This window comes from Pseudarthrobacter sp. 10T415 (assembly GCF_056394175.1).
Window position 1 is genome coordinate 199853 of sequence record NZ_JBFTHJ010000003.1, and the last position, 21318, is coordinate 221170.

Genomic DNA, 21318 nt, shown 5'->3' on the forward strand with positions numbered 1-21318 from the left:
CCGGAATCTGCCACGGCCGGAGCCGCGCGGAGCGGGGTTGGGCCCGCCACCAGCAGCCGAGGCCGTGGCGGAGCTATGTCCGGCGGCCCTGGTTCGGGGCCGGGTGTGCGGGCGCTCAGGGAACCGCCGGACGCACCTTCACGCCGCGTAGCGAGCGGAGAAGTACGACGGCGGTAATGGAACCCGCCGCCATGATGGACGCGAGCACCACCACCTGGAACCGGCCCGCCTCCAGCGGTGAGGCACCCCCGAAGATGGCGCCCACGAACGCGCCGGGAAGGGTGACCAGGCCGGTGGTTTTGGTCTGGTCCGTGGAGGGGATCAGGGCCGAGTGCACGGACTGCCGGGCCTGCGTCAGTGTGGCCACACCCGCGGTGGAACCCAGCGCCAGCCACCCTTCCACCTGGTCCCACTGCTCGTTGACGGCCTCGTAGAACCGGCGCCCGGCCAGGGTGGCAATGCTCATGCAGTTGCCGATCACAATGCCGCCCACCGCCAGCACGTACCGCGGCGTGAAGTCGATCGCGCCGGTTGCGAACACCACGCCCAGGGTCACCGTGATGCCAAGCGCCATCGTTCCGCCCACCACGGCAAACCGGTGCCACGACCAGCCCAGCCGGCGCGCCGCCGTCGTGGCCGCCACGCTGAACATGACCAGCAACGCCGCGCCCACCCACAGCGGATCGCTGATGATGCCGCCCAGGATGAGGCTGATGAGGGCCAGTTGGGCGGCGCCGCGGAGGATGGCCACGGCGGGGGCGAGGTACTGCGGCGTCCGGGAGCCCCAGAGGACGCCCACCGTGAGTGCCACCAGGATGGCGAGCGCCGCCAGGGTGGGCAGCAGGTCGGCAATGTGGGGCATCAGGCCAGCGTATCCCGCCCCCAACTAGGTCGCAGTAGATGTCGTTATGGGGCCCCAAAACGACATCTACTGCGACCTAGTTGGGGATGTGAGCGCGGCCGGTCAGGAACAGGTGAAGGAAATCAGCACCATGCGCTCGAAGGGCCGGTTGTCCGTTTCCCGGCAGCCCGCTTCGGCGAAGGCGGAGAGGTCGGCCGGCGCGCCGGCCTGGCCGACGAAGAGGACATTTCCGCGGCGGGCCAGTTCACCGGCGGCGACGGGCGAGTTCACGCCCCACAGCGTTCCGGACTCCGCTGGGCTTGCCTCCAGCGCGAGGTCTGCCACGCCGTCGAAGTGTTCCGGATAGGCCAGGGCGAGGTCGCGCAGGTACGGCTCCCCGAACACGACGGCGGCGGGCCGGGGGAGTGCCCCGTCCAGCATGCCGGCGACGCGGCGCTCGGTGTCGGCGGGTTCGCTGACCACGCTCTTGATGGTCAGCTGGGGAACCAGGCTGCAGAGGACGACGGCGGCCAGCGCCACCGGGCGCAGCCAGGCTTTCCGGGCGGGCAGCTGGGAGATCCCCAGGCCCACCAGCAGGGCGAAGGCGGGGGCGGTGAAGGTCAGGTATCTGGCCACGTAGACCGGCTGGGCCAGCACGCTGACCAGCAGGAGCCCCAGGGCCGGGAGCAGGATGATGGAGAGGCCCAGGACGATGAGAGTCCGGTGCCGGCCGTGGCGCCGGGAAGCCCAGATACCCCACACCACCAGGCCCACCTCGATCACGCCGAGCACCAGCATGGCGCCGAGGACCCACTGCGGCGGAGCGTTGTTGGTGGGCCTGTCATCGCCGTAGAAGAACTGCTTCACGGCCGCGGTCATGAGGGTCTGGGCGAGCGAGCGGTTCTGGATCCAGTCCACCTGTGCCTTCTGCCCCAGGGCGTGCAGGACGAACGGCAACACCGTGGCACCGGCCACTGCGGAGGCTACCAGCGTTCCGAGGACCCGCCGCCGCAGGATTACCGCTGCCGCTGCGTGCGCCATCACGGCGAGGACGAAGAACATGAACATCCAGACGCCCACCACCGCGCACAGGCCGTACAGCACCCAGTCGAGGACGCGGTTGGACTCCCAGGCCCGCAGCAGGAGCAGGGTGAGGGCCACGGCCAGCAGCGCCGCGAAGGCGGACTGCCGGGCCTCGGTGCCGGCCCAGACCATGCGGGGAAGGAAGGCCAGGACCAGGCCGGCGGCGATGCCCGTGGTAGGTGAACCCAGCCTGCGGCCAATGATGGTGGTTCCGGCGCACGCCAGCCCCACGGCCAGGGCTGACGGGATCCGCATGGCGATCTCCGAGAATCCAAACACGGAGGTCCAGAAGTGCATGAAGAGGTAGTACAGCCCGTGCACGGCGTCCACGGACTGAAGGAGCAGCAGCAGTTCGCCGGGGGAGCGGCGGGCGGCGGAGATGGTGGCGATCTCGTCGTCCCAGAAGGAGGGGATCCACATGCCCACGAAGGCCACGCAGAATGCAAGGAGCCCCAGGGCGGCCGGGAGCTTCCATCCGCTACTTACTGCTCCTGAGTCCGGGCCCTGCCGCCGGTTCCCGAGTCCGTCCAGTATGCCCGTGAGCGTCGCAGTCCTCTGAGATTCCACCCGTTGACCCTACACGGGGCGGCGCACGCAGTTTCCCGCTCTCCCAACTAGGTCGCAGTAGATGCCGTTATGGGGCCCCAAAACGACATCTACTGCTAGTTAGTTGGGGTGGTGAGCGCGGCGGCTACGTCCACGGCCTCTTCCAGGGTGGCGGGCATGGCGGAGTGGAAGGCAGCCAGGGCGTCGGCTCCCCGGATATGCGAGGCCAGCACCACCACGTGGACCATCTCATCGAAGGCGGCGCTGCACGCCAGGATGTCTCCCGGGCTTTGCCGCCAGTGCAGACCAGGCCCGGCATCAGGCTGAAAAACCACCCACCAGCCGGCACCGCCCGTGTCAAGGAAGACGTAGCCGCCCGACGGGTGGAGAGCGATCGCGTTCACGCCGCGGCCGCCGTACCCCTCCACCTTTTCGGGAGGGGCGGCGAACCGGACCCCGCTGTCGTGTTGAGGAAGATCATCCCAGCGCATGTGCCCTGCCTTTGTTGCCCGTGCCAACCCTGCACGTCCATCACACGCCTGCGGGCCGGAAAACAGGCCGGTTTGCCGGTGATTTTGACGGGTTCTTGACGCGTCCCGGCAACTGGGTCGCAGTTGATGTCGTTATGAGGGCTCAAAACGACATCAAATGCGACTTAGTTGGGTTCAGTGGCGGGGCAGGGGCCTAGCCGGTGATGTCCGTGCTGGTGCTGAGGTCCTTCCACTGCTCCCGCTCGGCCAGCTGGGCGTCGGCCACCATGCCGAAGGCGCCGTACGCGTCAGTGCCCAGGAGCAGCAGGGCCGGCGGGTTCGCGGACTCCGCCACCGTGATGATCGCCTGGGCCGCCTTCACCGGATCGCCGGCCTGGTTGCCGTCCATCGTGTCGTTTTCCTTGCGTCGCTTCCCGGCCGTGTCCGCGTAGTCCCCGATCGGCGTCGCGGACTGGGTGAGCGAGCGGCCGGCGAAGTCGGTGCGGAAGGCGCCAGGTTCCACGGCCGTGACGCTGATGCCCAGCGGCTGCACCTCGTTGCGGAGCGAGCCGGACAGGCCCTCGAGTGCGGCCTTCGTGGCGGAGTAGTAGCCGGAGCCGGCCGGGGTGATGCGGGCGCCGATGGAGGAGATGTTGAAGATCGCCCCGGCTTTCCGTGCCCGCATCCCGGGCAGAACGGCCTTGACCATGTCCACCGCGCCGAAAAAGTTCGTGTCGAACAAACTCCGGATGTCGCCGTCGTCCGCTTCTTCAACGGCCGCCCGGTACCCGTAGCCGGCGTTGTTCACCAGCACGTCCACGCTGCCAAAGCGATCCTCAGCCTGCCGGACCGCGTCCGCCACCTGAGCTGAGTCCGTAACGTCCAGGGGCAGGACCAGCGAGGTGTCCGGGTGGGCGGCTGCGATGTCCTCCACCGAGGCTGCATTCCGGGCGGTGACGACGGCGTTGTGCCCGGCTTCGAGCACGGCCTGGGCCAGGGCGCGGCCAAGTCCGGTGGAGCATCCTGTGATGAGCCACGTTGTCATGGGGTTTTCCTTTCGAAGTGTTTGTCGGGCGGGATCAGGCTTCGGGGATGGGCATCGCGAACCGGTCCAGGCGCGCTTCGTCAGGGTCCGGCCCGCTGCGCACGCCGGAATCCAGCGCATCGATCGCGGCAAGCTGCTCGGTGCTCAGTTCGAAGTCGAACACGTCAAAGTTCTCGGCGATGCGCCCCGGATTGGTGGACTTGGGGATGGCCGAGCGGCCCTGCTGCAGGTGCCAGCGGAGCATCACCTGGGCGGGCGACTTGCCGTGCGCCTGCCCGACGGCGGCAATCGCCGGGTCTTCCATGACGTTCCGCCGGTGCTCATCACCCCAGCCGGGGTAGAACGTGATGCCGCCGATGGGCGACCACGCCTGGGTGAGGATCCCGCTGGCCGCATCGGCTGCCTGGACATCCGGCTGGGCGAAGTAGGGGTGCAGCTCGATCTGGTTGACGGCGGGGACCACGTCTGTTTCGGCGAGCAGCTGCTTGAGGTGGTGTGGCATGAAGTTGCTGACGCCGATGGCCCGCACGTGCCCGTCCTGGAGCAGGGTCTCCAGGGCCTTGTAGGCGGCGATGGTCTTGGCGAACCGGTCCGGGGCGGGCTGGTGCAGGATGAGCAGGTCCAGCTGTTCCACCCCGAGCTTCCCCACGGCCTTGTCCCAGGCGTGCAGGGTTTCGTCGTAGCCGTAATCGCTGACCCACACTTTGGTTTCGATGAACACGTCGGAGCGGTCCAGGCCGGAGCGGCGGATGCCTTCGCCCACCTCGCGCTCGTTGCCGTACGCGGCGGCGGTGTCAATGTGCCGGTAGCCGGCGTCGAGCGCGGACTGGACTGCCGCCGTCGTCTGTTCCGGTGGGCTTTGGAAGACGCCAAGGCCCAGGGCGGGCATGGTGACGCCGTTGTTGAGGGTAAGTTCCGTGGTCATGCCTTCACGGTATTTCGGTTTGCGCGGTTGTGGGAGGGTGCGCCGGTACCTCCCTCCGGTGCCGGGCCTGCGCGTACCGTGGAGGCCATGACACACAGCGACGATGTGCGGAAGTTCCTGACCTCCCGCCGTGCCCGGATCACGCCGGAGGAGGCCGGGCTGCCTGCGTACGGGGGGAACCGGCGGGTGGCGGGGCTGCGGCGCGAGGAGGTGGCGATGCTCGCCGGGATGAGCATCGATTACTACATCCGGCTGGAGCGCGGGAACCTGTCCGGTGCGTCGGACAGCGTCCTGGAGTCGCTGGCCCGGGCGTTGCAGCTGGACGACGCCGAGACCGCCCACCTGTTCGACCTGGCCCGGGCGTCCGCGGCCGCGCCCCGTGTGCGGCGCAAACGGAGCCCGCAAACGGTGCGGCCCAGCGTGCAGCGCATCCTCGATGCCATTACGACGGCGCCCGCCTGGGTCCGCAACGACCGCGGCGATGTCCTGGCCGCCAACGAGCTGGGCCGGGCGCTGTACCAGGACATGATGGCCGAGGAAGTCACACCGCCCAACAGCGCCAGGTTTACCTTCCTGAACCCGAAGGCGCGGGCCTTCTTCCGCGACTGGGAGCGCAGCGCCGACGACATTGTGGCCGTGCTGCGGTCCACGGCCGGGAAGAATCCGTTCGACAAGGACCTCACGGACCTGATCGGCGAGCTCTCCACCCGCAGCGAGGAATTCCGCACCCGCTGGGCCAAGCACGACGTCAAATACCACCGCACCGGCCGCAAGCGCCTGCACCACTCAGCGGTGGGGGACCTGGACCTGACCTACGAGGCGCTTGAGCTCCCCGCGGACCCGGGCCTGCGGATCAACGTCTACACAGCCGAGCCCGCCTCGCCGTCGGAGGATGTGCTGAAGGTGCTGGCCAGCTGGGCCGCCACGCAGCGGAGTTTGGACGGGGCTGTCCGGGATTCGTTGGCAGCGCAGGAGCAGCTTCGGCCCTAACGGTAACCGCGGACGACGGCGGGAGGCCGGTTTCGCCGTCACGCCCGGTCAGGTGCGGGTCAGGGGCGTGGCCAGTGCCGTGGTTGGATGGTTGGCATGGGGAAACGGTTGGATGGCGGCGTCTTGATGGTCTTTGCCGTCACGTTGCTGTTCCTGTCAGTGCTGTCGACGTTCATGGTGTTCGGGTCGGGTTTCGACTGGGACCCGGACGACTATCCGCCGGAGTATTGGAAGGCTGAAATCCCGCAGCGCCAGTGGATCATGGCTATTGGAGTTGCCGTACCCGCTGCTTCGATGGCAACCGCGGCTGCTTCGATGTTCGCCCTGCCCCGCCGGCCGGTTCGCATCATTGCCGGCGGACTGGTGGCGGTGCTGGCCTTGGTGCCCTTCGTCGTCAGCTGGTACCTCGGGGACGAGGCCGTGAGCAAGGCACAATATTGGGCGGCCTACACGGACCCGGGCAGCTACCGGCGGTAACAAACCCTCCCAAGCCCGTCCCGCCGTCGTGCTTCCTAGAAGGAACCCGGAACGCGCGGAGTGGCGGCGGCGTAGACGTTCTCGTGGACTTTCTTGAACCCGCCCTGCTCGAGCTCGGCGGTGTTGTAGCCGTCCGGAACCAGGACAGCGGTGACGATGCCGGTGGACCCCGTCCGCACGATTTCCTGGTCGCTCTTGGACCCGGTGCCGCAGCCGGCGACCCATTGCCGGGGGTGGTTGTCCGGGAACACCGTCAGGCAGGATGTGGTGCCCTCTGTGTTCTGGCTGACGAAGTAGCGGATGTCGTCGACGTCCGCCACGAGCCGTAGCGTGTGCTCGCCCTCGGGCACGGCAGTCACGCCCTCCGGGAGGGTGTCAGCTGCAGTGGCCGGACGGTCCAGCACGGCTAACTCTGCGGGTTTAGGTAGCGGGTTCAGCAGCACCCCCAAAGCCAGCGCGGCGACGATCGCGAGAATGATGAGGACCGGCATGTTCAGGGTCTTGCCTGCGACCCGTTGCGCCTTCACTGCGGGTGTCCCTGTTCGTTGCGGAGCCGGACCAGCCGCACCATGTGGAAGGTAATCAGCCCGATGCCCACAGCGATGAACGCCAGGTCCCACCCGGCGAAAGCACCTGCGCCAAGGCGGTAAATTGACGGCGCCATGACCAGCAGGGCCACGACGCTGGAAGCCCAAGCCGAGAACTTGATGTTGACCTGTTCGTCCCGGGACTTCGCGTGAGCCGGTGGTTTGGTGTGGTCCCTCAAGCGTTCGTGTTCCATGCGTCTGCCCCCTCAGGCGTTGGTTCCCCGAGCCTACAGGACCCGGATTCGGCGGCACCGGGTATTGCCGCTTTCCGTGGAGCGGGGCTACCTTGTGGCCATGGAACGCATGGCCGTACCCGACGACATCGATGCCATCTGCAGTGGCCTGCCCGAGGTGGAGCTCGGGATTTCCTGGGGCGACCGGCCAACCTACAAAGTGCCGCGCGGGCCGAAAGGGCGGGGCTTCGTGCTGTACCGGGCCCCGCACAAGACGGCGGTAGACCCGGACACGGGGGAGCAGTACCAGGACCTGCTGGTGATCATGGTCCCGGATGACGCAGCGAAGGAAGCCCTGGTGGAGGACCCGTCCGTTCCGTTCTTCACCATCCCCCACTTTGACGGGTACAACGCGGTCCTGGTGCAGGAATCCCGCCTCGGTGAGATCCCCCGGGACGAGCTGGCCGAGATCCTGGTGGAAGCTTGGGCCACCCGGGCGCCGAAGAAGCTGTCCGCCGAGTTCTTCGCCGGCCGCTGACCTTGGGAGTGCACGACGGCGGCCGGCACCATCCGGACGACCGCACCCCCGGTAGGGTGGCCGGGTGAGCGCTGACGAGCAGGAGCTGACCGGCGGGAACGCATCCGCAGGCGTTGTCCGGGTAGGAAATACTGTCCGGAAACCCTGGCTGGAGACCTCGTCCGCAGTGCAGGGCTACCTGGCCACGCTGCGGTCCGCCGGGGTGGACGTTCCCCAGCCGCTGGGCCGCGACGGGAAGGGCCGGGCCGTGGTCGAGTTCACCAACGGACAGCAAGCCATGGACCTGCTGCCGCTGGGCAGAGAGGACCTGATCCGGGTGGGCGGCATGATCCGGAAAATCCACGACGCCAGCGAAGCCTTTGCCATCCCCAACCCGGATTCCTGGGAGATGCTGCTGCCCGCCGAGAAACCGGACCTGATGTGCCATAACGACCTCGCACCCTGGAACCTCATCATGGGCGAGCGCTGGGTGTTCATCGACTGGGACGGCGCCGGCCCGAGTACCCGGCTGTGGGACCTGGCGTATTCGGCACAGTCGTTCGGGCTCCTGGTCGAAGGCGAGCCGGTGCAGGAAGCGGCGCTCCGGCTTCGCGCCTTGGTGGACGGGTACGACGCCGATGCCTCCTTGCGGGCTGCGCTCCCCGCTGCGATGGCGCGGCGGACGGCGGCCATGCACCAGCTCCTGGAATCCTCCCATCAGTCCGGCTTCCAGCCCTGGGCGGACATGTACGTCAACGGACACGGTGCCCACTGGCAGGCGGCCGCACAGTATGTCGAACGGAACCAAAAAGCCTGGGCGGGCGCGCTCGCACCAGGCGACTGACCGCCGTCGTCCGTGTCCGTAACACCCGGAGCGGCGCCTCGGCAGCCACCCGCGGCGGCCTCCGTGCGGAGCCATAATCGGGGCCTTCCCGGGTGAAGGGCTGCGTGGCACTATCGAGCCATGACCAAGTACCTGATTTCGTTTCCGGGCAAGGGCCAAGCCATGAACCTCACCGAAGAGGAGTTCCCCATTGTGGTGGCCGAGTCGCATGCTGTGATTGAGGAGGCCAAGGCTGCCGGCGTGTACGTCTTCGGCGGCGGCATCGCGGAGGATATCGCTCCCGTGCTGGTGCAGGCCGACGGCTCCGCTGGCACGGACATCTACCCGGGCTCGGACATCACCGGCGGGTTTACCGTGCTGGAGGTGCCCACCCGGGCGGAGGCCGAGCAGTGGGCGGCAAAGATTGCGGCTGCCTGCCGCTGCGCCCAGGAGCTCCGCGAGTTCATGTACGATCCCGCCAGCTGACAGCCGGGCCGCGCTGCGCTTCTTCGATTTCGACGCGCATACCCGTGAGCGCATCCCGTATACCCCTGGCGAAATCGAGGATGCGGGTTGCATTCGGAGATCAGCGTCGGGCCGGGCCCAGAAACCTCAGTCCCGGGCCACCGGCAACGCAAGCCGCATGGTGGTCCCGTCCGGCCCGGTGCGGGCCACTTTCACGGTGCCCCCTGCCCCGGAAGCGATCTCGCGGACCAGGGCCAGGCCGATCCCGAAGCTCCGCTTGCCGGGAGAGTTACCGGGCCCGGGTGCACGGACAAAGCGGTCGAAAATCCGGTCCGGGTTGACGCCGGTGATCCCCGCACCGGTGTCCGCCACCTGAAGCACCGCAAACGAACCCTCCACCGAGGCGCTGATGGTGATGGTCCCGCCGTCGGGCGTGTGCGTGAGCGCGTTGTCCGCCAGGGCCAGCACCGCGCGGCGCAGGGAACCGGGGTCGATCCGCGCGGAAGGCGCCCCGCTGGACGTGAACACCAGCCGGACCCCCTGCTGCGCCGCCAGGTCCTGCAGGTCGGCCGTCACCGAACGGCCCACGGACGCCACATCCACCGGCTCCGCAGCATCCGCAGCACCCCCGGTGGCAGCCAGGAGGAGTTCGTTCACAATCCCGGTCATGGTGCCGGCATCCTCCCTGATCCGCGCCAGCGCCTGCCCGGTTTCGGAACCGGGGTCGGCCTTGCGCTGGGCCAGCTGGATGCGGGTGTCCAGGATGGTGAGGGGCGTGCGCAGTTCGTGGCTGGCGTCCTGCACAAACTGCCGTTGGCGGGCCAGCGCTTCACCCAGGGGGCGGATGGCGCTGCGGGCGCTGAGCCACCCCACCACGCCGGCCAGCACAACGCCTGCCAGCCCGGCCAGGATCATGCCTTCAATCAGGTCCTTCGAATCGAGGTACGTGTAGGCCTTCCCGGGCGCCGTGGACCCCGGGAGCACCGGGTTGGCGAGCTTGTACATCAGGAAGGCGGTGGCGGCGGCAAGGAGGCAGAGCACCAGCACCGCGCACGCTGCAGTGATCCGCAGGGCCACCTTCAGCGAGGCCCGCCGGAGCGTCTCGGCGTCGCCGGATGCGGGAGCCGGCGTCATGACGGGTCGCCGATCTGGTAGCCCACGCCGTGCACGGTGCGGACCACCGTCCGGGCAATCTTCCGCCGCAGATGGTGGACGTAGGTGTCGATCACCCCGGGCTGGTCCGTGGGGTGGAAATGGTCCGCCAGCAGTTCGTCGCGGGTGAACACCCGGCCCGGTTCGGCCGCGAGGGCCGCCAAAACCTCGGCCTCCTTCGCGGTGAGCGACACCGTGTCGCCGTACACCGACCGGACAGCGCGCGACGCCGGGTCCAGCTCCCAGGTGCCGATGTCCACCGTCCCGCCGGGCGTACTGTAGGTCCGCGTCAGGGCACGCAGCCGCGCGGCCAGCTCGCCGGCGTCGAACGGCTTGGTCATGTAGTCGTTGGCACCGGCGTCCAGACCCAGCACTTTCTGGTCCGTGTCGCCCAGCGCGGTGAGGATGAGGATGGGTGCGGCCACGCCCTTGGACCGCAGGGCCGCGATCACGCTGACCCCGTCCATCACGGGCAGGCCGCGGTCAACCACCATCACGTCCCACGGCTGGGTCAGGCCCAGGTGCAGGCCCTCCTGCCCGTTGGCGGCCAGCCGGACCGCGTAGTCCGGCTCCAGCAGCTCGGCGATCAGCGGACCCAGCACAGGATCGTCCTCAACGAGCAGCAGGGCCAGCCGTTCCGCGTTTGTCATGCGCCTATTCTTTCGCAGCCGGCTCTGCGGCGGTGCTGTCGGCGATGGCGGTGTCAGCGGTGGCAGTTTCAGCAGCGGCGGCAGCCTTGCGGCGGCGCTTCAGGAACTCCACCACCCACGGCACCACGGAGACCAGCACCATCACCACGGCGATGACGTCGATGTTCTTCGCCACGATCTCGTAGTGCCCCAGCCACGTGCCCAGGAGCGTCACGGACGTCGCCCAGACTGCCGCGCCAACGATGTTCCACAGCGCGAAGGACCGGTAATGGTAGCGGGCGGCCCCGGCGGTGAGCGGCGCGAAGGTGCGCACCATGGGCACAAAACGGGCGAGGACGACGGCGGCGCCCCCATGGCGGCGGAAGAAGTCTTCGGTGGCGGTCAGGTGCGCCGTCTTGAGAATGCGGGCATCGTCCTTGAACCAGCGGCGGCCAAATTTCCGCCCGATGATGTAGCCCACCTGGTCGCCGGCGATGGCGGCGGCGGTGATCACGCCGATCAGCACAGGCAGGGCCAGCTGCAATTGCTGGTGCAGGAGCCCGGCCGTGAAGAGCAGCGAGTCGCCGGGCAGGAACGGGAACAGGACACCGGATTCGATGAAGACCATCGCCGCGATCACGCCCAGCGCCGCCGGCCCCAGGCCTTCCAGGAGGCTGGCCGGGTCCAGCAGGGACGGTGAACCGGCGGCGTGAACCACGCCTGAAACAAGAATGTTGTGCATGTGTGGTCCCTTAGATCCGGCCCGAGGGGCGCATGGTGGCGGCGGGCAGGCGCTCCAGGAGCTGCGGGGCGAAGCGGTTCCAGAGCCCGGCGAGCAGGACCGCTGCGGCGCTCGCGGCCAGGAAGGACGCCGCCACATCCGTGGGGTAATGCACGCCGATGTAGAGCCGGGACCAGGCCACCACCACGGCCATCACTGCGCCGGCCACTGCCACGGTCTTGGCCCAGCGGGTGCCGCGGAAGAGGAAGTACAGCGCGAATGCCAGGGCCACGGCGAAGCAGGTGTGGCCGCTGGGGAAGCTGTTGGAGCCGGTCTCCGGGGCAAGGGGGTCGAAAAGCAGGGCCGGGTTGGGCCGCTGCCGGGCGAAGATCAGCTTGAAGGCCTCGCTGGCCACCCAGCCCGAGCATGCCGTGAGGCCGAACGCCACGGCGCCAACCAGGTCTCGCCGGAACACCCAGATGGCCAGTGCGGCCGCGGCGATGAGCAGGAGCCCCGCCGCCGGGCCGAACATCAGGTTGATCCCCATGGCCACGGCAGTCAGTGCGGCGGCGTGGTGCAGGCTGAGGGTCTGGTCGAAGCCCAGTTCCGCGGCCGTATCGCCGGGCAGCAGCTGCACGGCCAGGCCAATCATCACGACGGCAGCGCACAGCAGCGCTCCCACCGGCAGCCAGTGCCGGGGCTGGGGGAGTGCCCGGAACCGGGTGCCGACGGCCGGGGAAGCCGTGGGGGCGGGGTGCTGTTGACCGCGTGAGTTGTCTGGTGGCTGGTGCATCGGCTTCCTTGGAGAGGGGATGTGGCCGCTATCCGGCCCACGTTCAACCCTCCCAAGGCGTCCTTAAGAAAGGCTTAAGAACTCCTGTGCCCTGTTCCTGTGGTGAGGATGGGTGTATGAGAGACAGCCCTCCCAACCTGATTAGGGGCTAACGTTCATTGACTTTCCATTTCAAGCTGGGGATGCTCGTTCCTACGTGTTTCAGGTAATTCAAACGGGTTGAGGTGTCCCGTGGGCAATGGCGTCTGTGGACATTTGGAATTGAATTTGCTCCGGTATTGGCAACTGCGCCGTGACGGAGAAATTGTCCGCGTTGCCGCCAGGCAGCAGCGTCTCATCGCCGTGCTTGCCGTCCACGGGCCCAGCCTGCGGATCTATCTGGCCGGTTTGTTGTGGCCGAACTGCCCTGAGCCGAGGGCGCTGGAAAGCCTGAGGGTCAGCACTCATCTGGTGACGCGTCAGGTGCCGGGGCTGCTGGCGAAGAACGGACCGATGCTCGCCCTGGACCCTGCGGTGCAGGTTGACCTGCATCGGGTCCGTGCCCTGCTCCAGGACGGCTCCGCCGGCTTCGGGCAGGCCGCCCGGGCGCTCCTGGACTTGCGCGGAGCCGAGCTGCTGCCAGGGTGGTACGAGGACTGGGTGGTCTTTGAGGAAGGCCGGTTGCGCCAGTCCCGGCTCTGGGCCCTGACCACGCTGTCCCGCTCGCTGCTGACGGCAGGTGACTGTGAAGGCGCTGCGGAAGCCGCGGTGGCCGCGCTGGATATTGAACCGCTTTATGAGAGCGCAGTGCGGGCTTTGGTCATCGCCGAAATACGGATGGGAAATTCCGCCTCAGGCCTGTTGGCCTATGAAAAGTATGCGGTGACCCTGTGGCAGGAAATGGGCGTGGTGCCTTCCGAGGAACTCGTGAAACTCATCGACGAAGTCCAGGGCCCGGTCCATCCGCAGGTGCACAGCGGCCGGAAAACACCGGTGGACTATTCAGCCGTTCTGGTCCCACAGCCACTCCCGCACGGCCTGGACCACTTGCTCCCGGTCGGCGGCGGCGAGGCTGCCGTGGCGTCCGGGGCCTTCGCTGAAGGTCACCCGGGCACGGAAGGCGGGCTCGCCGTCGGCCTCAATCCACGTGCGGATGACAAGCGTCCCGCCGCTGGCGGGAGCGGCGGACCCGGCGGGGGCGCTGTCGTCGATCATGCTGTCACCTGACTCCTTCTCTGTAGCCCTGATCATGCTGCAGGAACCGTCTGCAACCCGCTGTTTTTACGGAAAGATTGACGCAAGATCGGCACACCCGCTCAGCCGGTCCGCGCGACGGGACGCACCGGTAACGGGGCAGTAACGCCGGCCGTGGTCTCCTTCCTCAGGCGGTGGCAACGTGGGCGGCGGAACTGCGAGGGGCTCGATGCCGTGGGTGATGGACCTCAGTGGCCGGCAGGCCTGGGCCGGGGAGGCGATAGCAACCCTCCGTGCCGGGGATATCGCGCTGGATTCCGTTGATGCGCCGGGCAGCGGTTCGGCAGCGGGGTTGATCGTGGCGCAGGAACTGACCCCGGACCTGGAGGCGGCGCTCGCGGCTGCGGAGCACGGCCGGTGCCGGGTGATGGTGATCGGGCCGCCGGACGGATCGTTGCGGCCCTGGCCGGTGCTGGAGGCGGGCGCGGCGGAATGCGTGGCATGGCACAAGCAGGCGGCGGCGGTTTCGGCGTGGCTGCAGCGGGTGGAGGACGTCGAATCGGTGATCGATTCCCTGCCGGTCCGGGACAAGCTGGCGGGGCAGAGCCCGGCGCTCCGGACAGCCCTGCGGGAGCTGGTGGTGGCGGCGAAATTCGGACACGCGCCCATCCTCATCCAGGGCGAGACGGGGACGGGCAAGGAGCTCGCGGCACGGGTGGCCCATGCGGTCAGCAGCCAGCGCGGCAACCTGGTGGTGGTGGACTGCACCACCATCGTCCCCACCCTGATGGGCAGCGAACTGTTCGGCCACGAGCGTGGCGCGTTCACCGGTGCGGTCAGCGTGCGGACCGGTGCGTGTTCCGGCGCGGACCAGGGTTCCCTGTTCCTGGACGAGGTGGGTGAGCTCCCGCTGGAGCTCCAGCCGGAACTGCTGCGCGTGGTCCAGGAGGGCACCTACAAGCGGGTGGGCGGCGACAGGTGGCTGCACAGCAAGTTCCGGCTCATCTGCGCCACCAACCGCGACCTCCTCAGCGAAGTGGCCGGCGGCGGCTTCCGCACCGACCTGTACCACCGCATCGCCGCCTCCGTGGTCACCATGCCGCCCCTCCGCGACCGGCTGGAGGACATCCTCTGCCTGTTTGCCAGGTTCTGCCGCGAAGCCACTGGGGCCCGGACCGATCCCGAGGTTGACCCGGCGGTCCAGGACGCCCTCGTCAGCCGCAGCTACCCCGGCAACCTCCGCGACCTCAGGCAGCTCGCCTTCCGCATCGCCGCCCGGCACGTGGGCCCCGGCGCCATCACCCCCGGCGACGTTCCACGCGATGACAGGCCGCAACCATCCCGGGGGCCGCTGGGCAAAGACGCGTACGACGGCGGTGCCTCCGCCGCGAATCCGCTCACCGCCGCGGTGGCTTGGGCCGTTGACGCGGGCCTGGGGCTGCGCGAGATCAAGGAGCGCGCCGCGGAGGCAGCCGTTGCGCTGGCGGTGGAGCGCAGCGGCGGGAACGTCCATGCGGCCGCCTCCATGCTGGGGCTCACGGACCGCGCCGTCCAGCAGCGGCAGGCCCGCAAGACAGGTCCGCAAACAGATCCGGCCGCTGGCGAGGGCACCTAAACGCCGTGGGACAGCTCGTTGGCCACTTCCCGCCAGTACCGGTCGCCGGTCTCGTCGGCGAGTTCCCGGAACAAATCCCCCAGCTCCCGCCAGAGCACGTCAGGTCCCTTCCTGCGCAGCCGCTGAGGCCTCTGCTGCGGCCGGTGGAAGGTGCCGGCGAACCGCTGCCGGACCAGCGGCTCCACCGCCAGGCCGAACAGATCCGGCTTGCCGGGGTGGGGGAACGGCATCGTCTTGGGCAGCTCAACCTTGGTCAGCTCCCGGCGCGAAACCAGCAGCCGTTCCAGGCTGGGAAGCGGGCCCTTCTTCAGCAGGTCGTCGCGCTTCAGCTCATGCGCGAACACGCGGACGTGGGTGGGCGGGCCCTTGTCCGACCAGGGCGAGTAGGTGACCAGCCACACCGAGGTCCGGTCCGGTTCGCTGCCCGCCATCCACGCCGGCCGCTTGCCCGTGGAGGTTCCCCGGGCCGCCGCGCTTTGCTGCACGTAGCGCTGCAGCTGATACAGGCCCTTCCGGATCGCCGCATCGTTGTGCGGCTTGATCTCCGCAAGTCCTGGCCCGCCGACGGCCTTGCCTCCGACTGCCAGTCCGGTTGTTTTCATAGCCATGCCGTGTTCCTCCTGTCGGTGCCACTTTGATCGGTGCGACTTCGCCCATTGCCAGCGAAGGCGGTGCGGCGCCCGCCGGTCCTGCGCGCCGGGCCGGTCAGCTGCAGGACGTTGCCGCCCAGGATGAGGGCCCGTTCGGCGGGCGGCAGGTCCAGCGCGAAAATCTTGGCGAGTTCGGGGGCTGGGTGCAGGTAGGGGCCGTCGCTGCCGTACAGCACTTTCCGCGCCCCCGCCCGGGCCACCGCCTCCGCCAGCAGGTCGAAGTACCGCACTCCGGAGGTGTCGGTGAAGATGTTGGGCACCATGGCCAGCGCACCGATCAGCCGGCTCTGGGCCCGCCAGTCATCGGAGAAGGAAGACAGGTGCGGCACGATCCACGCCACCCCGGGATGGCGCTCTGCCAGCCACACAACCTGCTCCACGTCGCCGCCGGGGTCGAAGAGCACCGGCATCCGGTGGCGTTCCGCGGCGAGGCCCACCTCGTCCGTGGCCGGCCCGTCGGACCAGTGCACCTTGATCCCGCAGGCCCCATGGGTGTGGGCGTCCGCCACGATGCTGCCTACCCGTCCCCGATCCGCGGCGGCGTTGACGAACACGTACCAGAGCCACCGGCGCGGGGCCCGCCCGGCCAGGCTCGCCATGGTCCGGTTGGCGGCAGCGTAGGCACCCACGGGTGCGGCCATCAGCACCGCCCGGTAAATCCCGACGGCGGCAGCACGCCTCCGCCACAGCGCAAAGGAGGCGGCGGGGTCGGCAGGGCCCAGCGGCACCCCGGCGGTCCCCACATGGACGTGCGAGTCCACGATGTCCATCAGGCCGCCCGCCTGTCCCGCGCCACGGCGGAAAGTCCGCGCACCAGCCGGTCGAGGTCAGCCTGAGTGTGGTCGGACCGCACCACCGCGGACAGCACGGCGCCGGGCCGGCAGCGGGGCAGCTGGACGAGTGCCTCCACACCCCTCGCAGCCAGGGCCGCATGCCACCGTCGCGCCAGCGGCAGCGACGCCACCTGGGTTCCCACGATGGGAAACGGCTGTCCCATCGGAGGCAGCCCCAGCCCGCGGAACGCCTGCCGGAGCCACCGGGTCAGCCGCCACAGCCTGGCCCGCAGGGCGGGGAGGCGGCCGTTGCGGAGGGCCCCGATCCCGGCGGCAAGGTCGGCGGCCGACGGCGGGCTGCTGTGCATCCGGTTCTCCCCGTGCCGGGCCAGCAGGTCAATCGCGGCACGGTCGCCGGTGATCACCGTGACCGGGGTGCCGTACGCCTTGGCCAGCGACCCCAGCCACAGCACATGCTCGTGGTTCAGCCCCAGCCAGCGCGCCGTGCCGGTCCCGTCGCCAAAGCCGCCTCCCGCAAAGTCCGTATCGCCAAGGCCGCCGTGCCCGCCTGGGCGACGTCCGCCGTCGTGATTCCTCCTGCCCAGTACGCCGAACGCCAGCGAATCATCCACGATCACCCGGCCGCCGGTCTTTCCGGCCAGCGCCTGCAGCCGGGCCAGGGGAGCAGGCCGTCCGCAGCCCTGGCACCAGCCGTCGGTCACCAGCCACGTCCGCGTTGAGGGCACGACGGCGGGCGGCCGGAAATGCGGGTACGTCGTCACCCGCACGCCGCGGGACACGCCGGCCCGGCAGGCCCAGTGGGTGAGGGGGTAGGCGCCCTCGTCCACCAGGAGAAGGTCCCCCGGGCGGGGGAGCGACTGCAGGACGTCCATCATGCCGTGCAGCGCAGAGCGCGCCACCAGCCCGGCGCCCGCGTGCTGGCGGGAAGCCACAGTTGAGGCGAGGTCCGCGGCGGCCGGCAGCTCCCGCAGCGCTGCCGGCACCCCCGTGGTGAACTCCGCCCACGGCGCCAGTGAGGCGCTGGGGTGGCGCTGGCCCAGGAACAGTGCGGAGGTGAAGTCCGTCCCTTGCAGCGGGCTAGGCATCTCCTGACCCGGCCATCGCCTAGTACCGCACAAGCTTCCGGGCCAGCCGGCGCTGCAGCAGCGCGGACGGCATGGTGGTGTCCACCCGCTCGCTGAGGTCCGCCCCTGTCACGGCCCGGTAGGCGTGGATGTAGCGCTGCACGGACGGCTTCCACTTGAGCGCCCAGTTCTTGGCGTCGTCGCTGGCCATGCCTGACTCGTTCCACCGGCCGTGGCGGACGGACAGCAGCAGCTGCTCGCCGTGGACGGCCAGATCGTAGAAGTGGGTCACGCTGGTATCGGCCCACTCCTGCATCAGCTTCATGGTGTCCACCCGGCCCATCCATTCCTCCTGGTAGGGCACCATGGTGCGGCCGCCCAGGAACTCGCGCATCTCCGGCTGGGCCAGCATCCACTGCACGTCCAGGGTCTCGATCCGGGCGGTCAGTGAAACGTCGGCGAACTGGTTGTTGGCTCCGGCCGCGAGGACCAGGTGCAGTTCCTGCAGGTTGCTCAGCAGCGGAAAGGCGTCCGCGTCCACGGTCTTGTCGCTGAACTCCTTGTAGTAGCGGTGGCAGGCGTTGAGCAGGCCATGGAAGGCGTCCAGGAACTGGGTCCGCCGTTCCACGAGCGTCTCCGACGGCGGGATGGCCCGGCCGATCAGCTGCAGCCCGTACTGGTACTCGTACTCGGCGGCGCGGCGGCGCAGCGAGAGCCGGTCCTTCTCCGCCTCGGCCAGCCCCCAAAGGAGGCCTCTCAGCGGCAGGAGCGGGCTGACGGCGAGCCGGGACAACGCGTCCCCGCCGGCCGGGGTCCGCCGGTTCTGGAACCGGGCAATGATCCGGTTCAGCGACTGGAACAGCATGCCCTCCTCCAGCCAGTACACGTAGATCAGCTCGACGAAGGGCACCAGGTCCAGCGGGTAGGGGCCGTTGGGGATGCCGCTCGGGAAGGGGCTGGCGAGGTCCTTGTCCTGGTCGCTGACGTAGGACAGCGGAATGGCCTGGCTGCTGTGCGGGGCCGGTCCCCAACTGGTGCCCTTCTTGCCCGATCCGAACTTGTTGCCCAGCGCCCCCTTGGAAACGAATTCGACCGAGAGGGCGTGCAGGTTCTGGTACGTCATCCCGCCGAAGGGCGGGAAGGCATTGAAGCTCTTCTTCCGTGTCTTCGCGAATGCGGCGAAGTTGGTGTAGGTCAGGTTCCCGGATACCCCGGAAATGAACTCCCAAAGCTGGGAATGGCCGCTGTTGGGGGAGGCATTCGGTTCCAGGGCCACCTTGACCACCGGTGCGGACTCGGGCGCCTGCACATCGATCCGGTCGATGATGGTCCAGTTCCCTACGATGCCGCGCATGTTGGGCCGGAACCGGATCCTGTACTCCATGGCCTCGGGAAGCTGGACTTTCAGGTCCAGGGCCTTGCCGCGGCTCATGGTCTTGCTGAAAACGCCGCCCTTGTTCCCGCCGATGGGCACGCTCCTGCCCCGTTCGTCCAGGACCTGGAAGTCGTAGTCGCCCAGCGGGTCCGAAGATTCCAGCTGGAACCGGATGCCCACGTCCTGTCCGGCGTACACCGGTGCAACCGGCCGTCGATTGAAATCCATGGCTATCTCCTTGTTGTTAGTGCTGGTGTGGTGGGGTTCTGCGGTGCGGGCAGGCCCGGTGGTGCCGGGCTGCCCATGAGGTCCAGGCTGCTGCGCACGGCCCACGCGGTGAGCAGGGATGACAGCTGGGCGCTTTCCTCCCCGGCGGTGATCCGGCCGGCGGCCTTCGCCTGGCCCAGCACGGCGAACACCAGGGCGGGCCGTTGCCGGGCCATGATGCCGAAATCGTTGCCCCAGGCTTCGTGCAGGCTCAGCAGCCGGCCGGGCTGCCGCTGGCGGACGGGCCAGATGGTGCCCAGCTTCCGGCCGCCGGCCAAGGCCACAGGGTGGTTCATGAGGACCTCCACCAGGTTGCCGATATGGGACTCGCGTTTCCTGATCCAGGCGAGGTGGTGGTCCGGGAGGCCGGCCACCGGGTACATCGCCCGCCACACCGCCGCCAGCTCCCGCCACTGCGGATGTGGGTAGAGGGCGTTGCCCAGTGCCGCGGAGATCAGCACCCGCAGGTATGGCATCGGGTGGGGGTCGGTGCCGCCGGGGCGGAACACGAAATAGCGGGGAAGGCTGACCACCGCCAGGAGGCCCACCGTGGAGGTGATACCCACCGTGGCCACGGACCACATGTCCGCCACGATTTCGCTGATCCAGAGGGACCACACGTCCCAGCCGCCGTCCGGGTCCTGCGCTGCCCGCCGGTCCAGCTCGGCCCGAAGTGAAGTGACCAGGTCCAGCTGCGCGGCCCCCTGGTGGCCTACCTCGTGCGCCAGGGAGGACGCGATCCCGCTGCCCACCATCCGCTCCCGGGGTAGCCGGATGATGCCCACCGGGTTGGGCTTGCCGCCGGGCAGCCGGGTCTTGGCGCGCCGGATCGCAGCACCCGCGCCCCGGGCGAGGTACACCACCAGCCGTGCGTCGCCGTCGTCGTACCGTCCCAGCCGCAGCGCATCCTGGGCGAGGATGTCCAGCCCGGAAAGCCAGACCCCCGTGGAGTGTTCGCTGCGCTGGGTGACCACCTCGGTGAACATGTCGAACTGGGACAGGACCACGTTGAACTGGAGGCGGATGAGGACGAAACGGCGCTGCTGTTCGGCGGGGGTGGCGGTCCGCCCGTCGCTGTGCAGCCAGTCGAGGAAGTCCCCGATCTGGACACGCAGTTCGTGGCGTCCGGTGTGCAGGAACCGTTCGATCAGCAGCTGGGCGTCGCGGGGGAGGGCGGCGGCGAGGACCATTGTTTCGTGCATGACGAAAGGCTTGATCTGGTCCAGCCGCGACATCAGGCCGGTCGCTTCACTCTCGATCAGCGCCGTGCCGATGCTGTTGGTGTCCACCTCGATCGCCTGCCGTCAGCCGTCTGCCGTGTCCGCTCCGCCGGTCAGAGACCCAGCAGGATGACGCGCCCGTTGCGGCGGATCCAGCGGCCCTCATCCGCGCCGCCGTCCTGGCCGCCGCCCTGGCCGGCGTCGGAATTTCCGTTCTGCTGGCCGCTGTCCCAGCCCTCGTCCGGGGCGCCCCAGGTGGCTCCGGAGTACTGGTTGTTGTAGATCCGGGTGCCGCCGCGGTAGCCGCCGGAACCGCTGGATCCGCGCCGGGCGGCCTGGCGGGCGCGCAGCAGGGATGGGGCGTAGCGGCGGGCGGCTGCGGTGGCTGCGGCGCGGGCGGCCGCGTTGGGCGGGACCGAGACGGGGGTCCGCGCGGCGTTGCGGTAGGCGGCCCGGGCGAACCGGACGTAGCGGCGGGCGGCTTCTTCCTCGGCCTCGGATTCGTCCATGGACTCGGCTTCGTCGGCTTCGAGCAGGCCGCCGGCCATGGAGCCGAGCTTGCTGCCGATGGCTGTCCCGACGCCGGGAGCCACGAAGGAGCCGATGGCGCCTCCCACGATGGGCAGCGCCGTCTTTGCCACCGATTTGAGCGCGCCACCCAGTGCTCTGCCGATGGGGGACTTGATGAACTTGGAGGCGCCCCGGACCACGCTGCGGGCCAGGCTGCCCAGGAACTGGTCCAGTTCCTCCTCGGAGCTGACGCTGAGGAGCTCCATGGCCAGTTCGGTTTCGAGGTTCCCCTCGTGGTCCGATTCGCCTTCGTAGCCGCTGAAGCCGCCTTCGTCCTCTTCTTCCTGCGCCCAGGGGCTGGCGGACTCGGTCTCGTAGTAGGTGCTCATGGCAATGTCCTTTGGGTTGGGTGG

The 21318-nt window shown here is 69.0% G+C and carries 25 protein-coding genes; 7 read left to right on the forward strand and 18 right to left on the reverse strand.

What is annotated here, in order from left to right; translation table 11 throughout:
- Positions 1 to 115: 115 nt before the first annotated feature.
- The 5 genes from AC1DBN_RS06580 to AC1DBN_RS06600 form a co-directional block, all read right to left on the reverse strand.
- Positions 116 to 862, reverse strand: a complete 747-nt coding sequence (locus AC1DBN_RS06580) for an ABC transporter permease (RefSeq protein ID WP_477722815.1) — start codon at positions 860 to 862, stop codon at positions 116 to 118.
- 102 nt (positions 863 to 964) lie between these two features.
- On the reverse strand, positions 965 to 2491 hold the full coding sequence (locus tag AC1DBN_RS06585) for a glycosyltransferase family 39 protein (protein ID WP_157693496.1): 1527 nt from the start codon (positions 2489 to 2491) through the stop codon (positions 965 to 967).
- 95 nt (positions 2492 to 2586) lie between these two features.
- The gene (locus AC1DBN_RS06590) at positions 2587 to 2961 is read right to left on the reverse strand and encodes a hypothetical protein (RefSeq protein WP_477722816.1); all 375 of its coding nucleotides are present in this window, start codon (positions 2959 to 2961) and stop codon (positions 2587 to 2589) included.
- Between the two features lie 193 nt (positions 2962 to 3154).
- Entirely contained in the window at positions 3155 to 3985 is an 831-nt protein-coding gene (locus AC1DBN_RS06595; RefSeq protein ID WP_477722817.1) for an oxidoreductase, read from the reverse strand.
- 34 nt (positions 3986 to 4019) lie between these two features.
- The gene (locus AC1DBN_RS06600) at positions 4020 to 4910 is read right to left on the reverse strand and encodes an aldo/keto reductase (protein ID WP_477722818.1); all 891 of its coding nucleotides are present in this window, start codon (positions 4908 to 4910) and stop codon (positions 4020 to 4022) included.
- A gap of 87 nt (positions 4911 to 4997) precedes the next feature.
- Between AC1DBN_RS06600 and AC1DBN_RS06605 the strand changes: the two genes are divergently transcribed.
- Together AC1DBN_RS06605 and AC1DBN_RS06610 are read left to right on the forward strand one after the other, a co-directional pair.
- On the forward strand, positions 4998 to 5900 hold the full coding sequence (locus AC1DBN_RS06605; RefSeq protein WP_477722819.1) for a helix-turn-helix transcriptional regulator: 903 nt from the start codon (positions 4998 to 5000) through the stop codon (positions 5898 to 5900).
- A 96-nt stretch (positions 5901 to 5996) separates the two neighbouring features.
- Entirely contained in the window at positions 5997 to 6377 is a 381-nt protein-coding gene (locus tag AC1DBN_RS06610) for a hypothetical protein (protein ID WP_091722587.1), read from the forward strand.
- Between the two features lie 35 nt (positions 6378 to 6412).
- On the opposite strand, the gene AC1DBN_RS06615 is transcribed toward AC1DBN_RS06610, so the two are convergent.
- Together AC1DBN_RS06615 and AC1DBN_RS06620 are read right to left on the reverse strand one after the other, a co-directional pair.
- The gene (locus tag AC1DBN_RS06615; RefSeq protein ID WP_314214377.1) at positions 6413 to 6904 is read right to left on the reverse strand and encodes a hypothetical protein; all 492 of its coding nucleotides are present in this window, start codon (positions 6902 to 6904) and stop codon (positions 6413 to 6415) included.
- The gene (locus AC1DBN_RS06620; RefSeq protein WP_314214376.1) at positions 6901 to 7158 is read right to left on the reverse strand and encodes a hypothetical protein; all 258 of its coding nucleotides are present in this window, start codon (positions 7156 to 7158) and stop codon (positions 6901 to 6903) included. Before AC1DBN_RS06620 ends, AC1DBN_RS06615 begins: the two co-directional genes overlap by 4 nt.
- Before the next feature lie 100 nt (positions 7159 to 7258).
- Here AC1DBN_RS06620 and AC1DBN_RS06625 point away from each other — a divergent pair, with 100 nt between their 5' ends.
- The 3 genes from AC1DBN_RS06625 to AC1DBN_RS06635 all read left to right on the forward strand — a co-directional run bounded on the left by AC1DBN_RS06625 (position 7259) and on the right by AC1DBN_RS06635 (position 8963).
- Entirely contained in the window at positions 7259 to 7675 is a 417-nt protein-coding gene (locus AC1DBN_RS06625; RefSeq protein ID WP_477722820.1) for an MmcQ/YjbR family DNA-binding protein, read from the forward strand.
- 64 nt (positions 7676 to 7739) lie between these two features.
- A complete protein-coding gene (locus AC1DBN_RS06630; RefSeq protein WP_477722821.1) occupies positions 7740 to 8498 on the forward strand; it encodes a phosphotransferase in 759 nt (252 codons plus the stop codon).
- A gap of 120 nt (positions 8499 to 8618) precedes the next feature.
- Positions 8619 to 8963: a YciI family protein gene (locus tag AC1DBN_RS06635; RefSeq protein WP_091722576.1), complete on the forward strand. Its 345-nt coding sequence runs from the start codon at positions 8619 to 8621 to the stop codon at positions 8961 to 8963.
- A gap of 126 nt (positions 8964 to 9089) precedes the next feature.
- Here AC1DBN_RS06635 and AC1DBN_RS06640 read toward each other — a convergent pair whose 3' ends face one another.
- The 5 genes from AC1DBN_RS06640 to AC1DBN_RS06660 form a co-directional block, all read right to left on the reverse strand.
- The gene (locus AC1DBN_RS06640; protein ID WP_477722822.1) at positions 9090 to 10076 is read right to left on the reverse strand and encodes a sensor histidine kinase; all 987 of its coding nucleotides are present in this window, start codon (positions 10074 to 10076) and stop codon (positions 9090 to 9092) included.
- A complete protein-coding gene (locus AC1DBN_RS06645; RefSeq protein ID WP_477722823.1) occupies positions 10073 to 10744 on the reverse strand; it encodes a response regulator transcription factor in 672 nt (223 codons plus the stop codon). Before AC1DBN_RS06645 ends, AC1DBN_RS06640 begins: the two co-directional genes overlap by 4 nt.
- A 4-nt stretch (positions 10745 to 10748) precedes the next feature.
- Entirely contained in the window at positions 10749 to 11465 is a 717-nt protein-coding gene (locus tag AC1DBN_RS06650; protein WP_477722824.1) for a DedA family protein, read from the reverse strand.
- Positions 11466 to 11475: 10 nt separating this feature from the next.
- The gene (locus AC1DBN_RS06655; protein ID WP_477722825.1) at positions 11476 to 12237 is read right to left on the reverse strand and encodes a phosphatase PAP2 family protein; all 762 of its coding nucleotides are present in this window, start codon (positions 12235 to 12237) and stop codon (positions 11476 to 11478) included.
- A gap of 210 nt (positions 12238 to 12447) precedes the next feature.
- On the reverse strand, positions 12448 to 12594 hold the full coding sequence (locus AC1DBN_RS06660; RefSeq protein ID WP_231994337.1) for a hypothetical protein: 147 nt from the start codon (positions 12592 to 12594) through the stop codon (positions 12448 to 12450).
- 93 nt (positions 12595 to 12687) lie between these two features.
- On the opposite strand from AC1DBN_RS06660, the gene AC1DBN_RS06665 reads away from it, so the two are divergent.
- On the forward strand, positions 12688 to 13443 hold the full coding sequence (locus tag AC1DBN_RS06665; RefSeq protein ID WP_477722826.1) for a bacterial transcriptional activator domain-containing protein: 756 nt from the start codon (positions 12688 to 12690) through the stop codon (positions 13441 to 13443).
- 169 nt (positions 13444 to 13612) lie between these two features.
- Positions 13613 to 15025, forward strand: a complete 1413-nt coding sequence (locus AC1DBN_RS06670; protein ID WP_477722827.1) for a sigma-54-dependent transcriptional regulator — start codon at positions 13613 to 13615, stop codon at positions 15023 to 15025.
- On the opposite strand, the gene AC1DBN_RS06675 is transcribed toward AC1DBN_RS06670, so the two are convergent.
- Genes AC1DBN_RS06675 through AC1DBN_RS06700 form a run of 6 tightly spaced genes read right to left on the reverse strand, consistent with a single transcriptional unit; the run spans position 15022 to position 21294 of the window.
- A complete protein-coding gene (locus AC1DBN_RS06675; protein ID WP_477722828.1) occupies positions 15022 to 15633 on the reverse strand; it encodes a hypothetical protein in 612 nt (203 codons plus the stop codon). The two genes, AC1DBN_RS06670 and AC1DBN_RS06675, sit on opposite strands and share 4 nt — an antisense overlap.
- Positions 15624 to 16445: an amidohydrolase family protein gene (locus AC1DBN_RS06680; protein ID WP_477722829.1), complete on the reverse strand. Its 822-nt coding sequence runs from the start codon at positions 16443 to 16445 to the stop codon at positions 15624 to 15626. The genes AC1DBN_RS06675 and AC1DBN_RS06680 overlap by 10 nt, the downstream gene beginning before the upstream one ends.
- Positions 16445 to 17554, reverse strand: a complete 1110-nt coding sequence (locus AC1DBN_RS06685; RefSeq protein WP_477722830.1) for an aminotransferase class I/II-fold pyridoxal phosphate-dependent enzyme — start codon at positions 17552 to 17554, stop codon at positions 16445 to 16447. The genes AC1DBN_RS06680 and AC1DBN_RS06685 overlap by 1 nt, the downstream gene beginning before the upstream one ends.
- Positions 17555 to 17573: 19 nt before the next feature.
- Positions 17574 to 19136 (reverse strand): hypothetical protein, encoded by a 1563-nt coding sequence (locus AC1DBN_RS06690; RefSeq protein ID WP_091722551.1) that lies wholly within the window; start codon positions 19134 to 19136, stop codon positions 17574 to 17576.
- Positions 19137 to 19138: 2 nt separating this feature from the next.
- Positions 19139 to 20464 (reverse strand): hypothetical protein, encoded by a 1326-nt coding sequence (locus AC1DBN_RS06695; protein ID WP_477722831.1) that lies wholly within the window; start codon positions 20462 to 20464, stop codon positions 19139 to 19141.
- Positions 20465 to 20508: 44 nt separating this feature from the next.
- Entirely contained in the window at positions 20509 to 21294 is a 786-nt protein-coding gene (locus AC1DBN_RS06700) for a hypothetical protein (protein WP_091722546.1), read from the reverse strand.
- Positions 21295 to 21318: the final 24 nt, after the last annotated feature.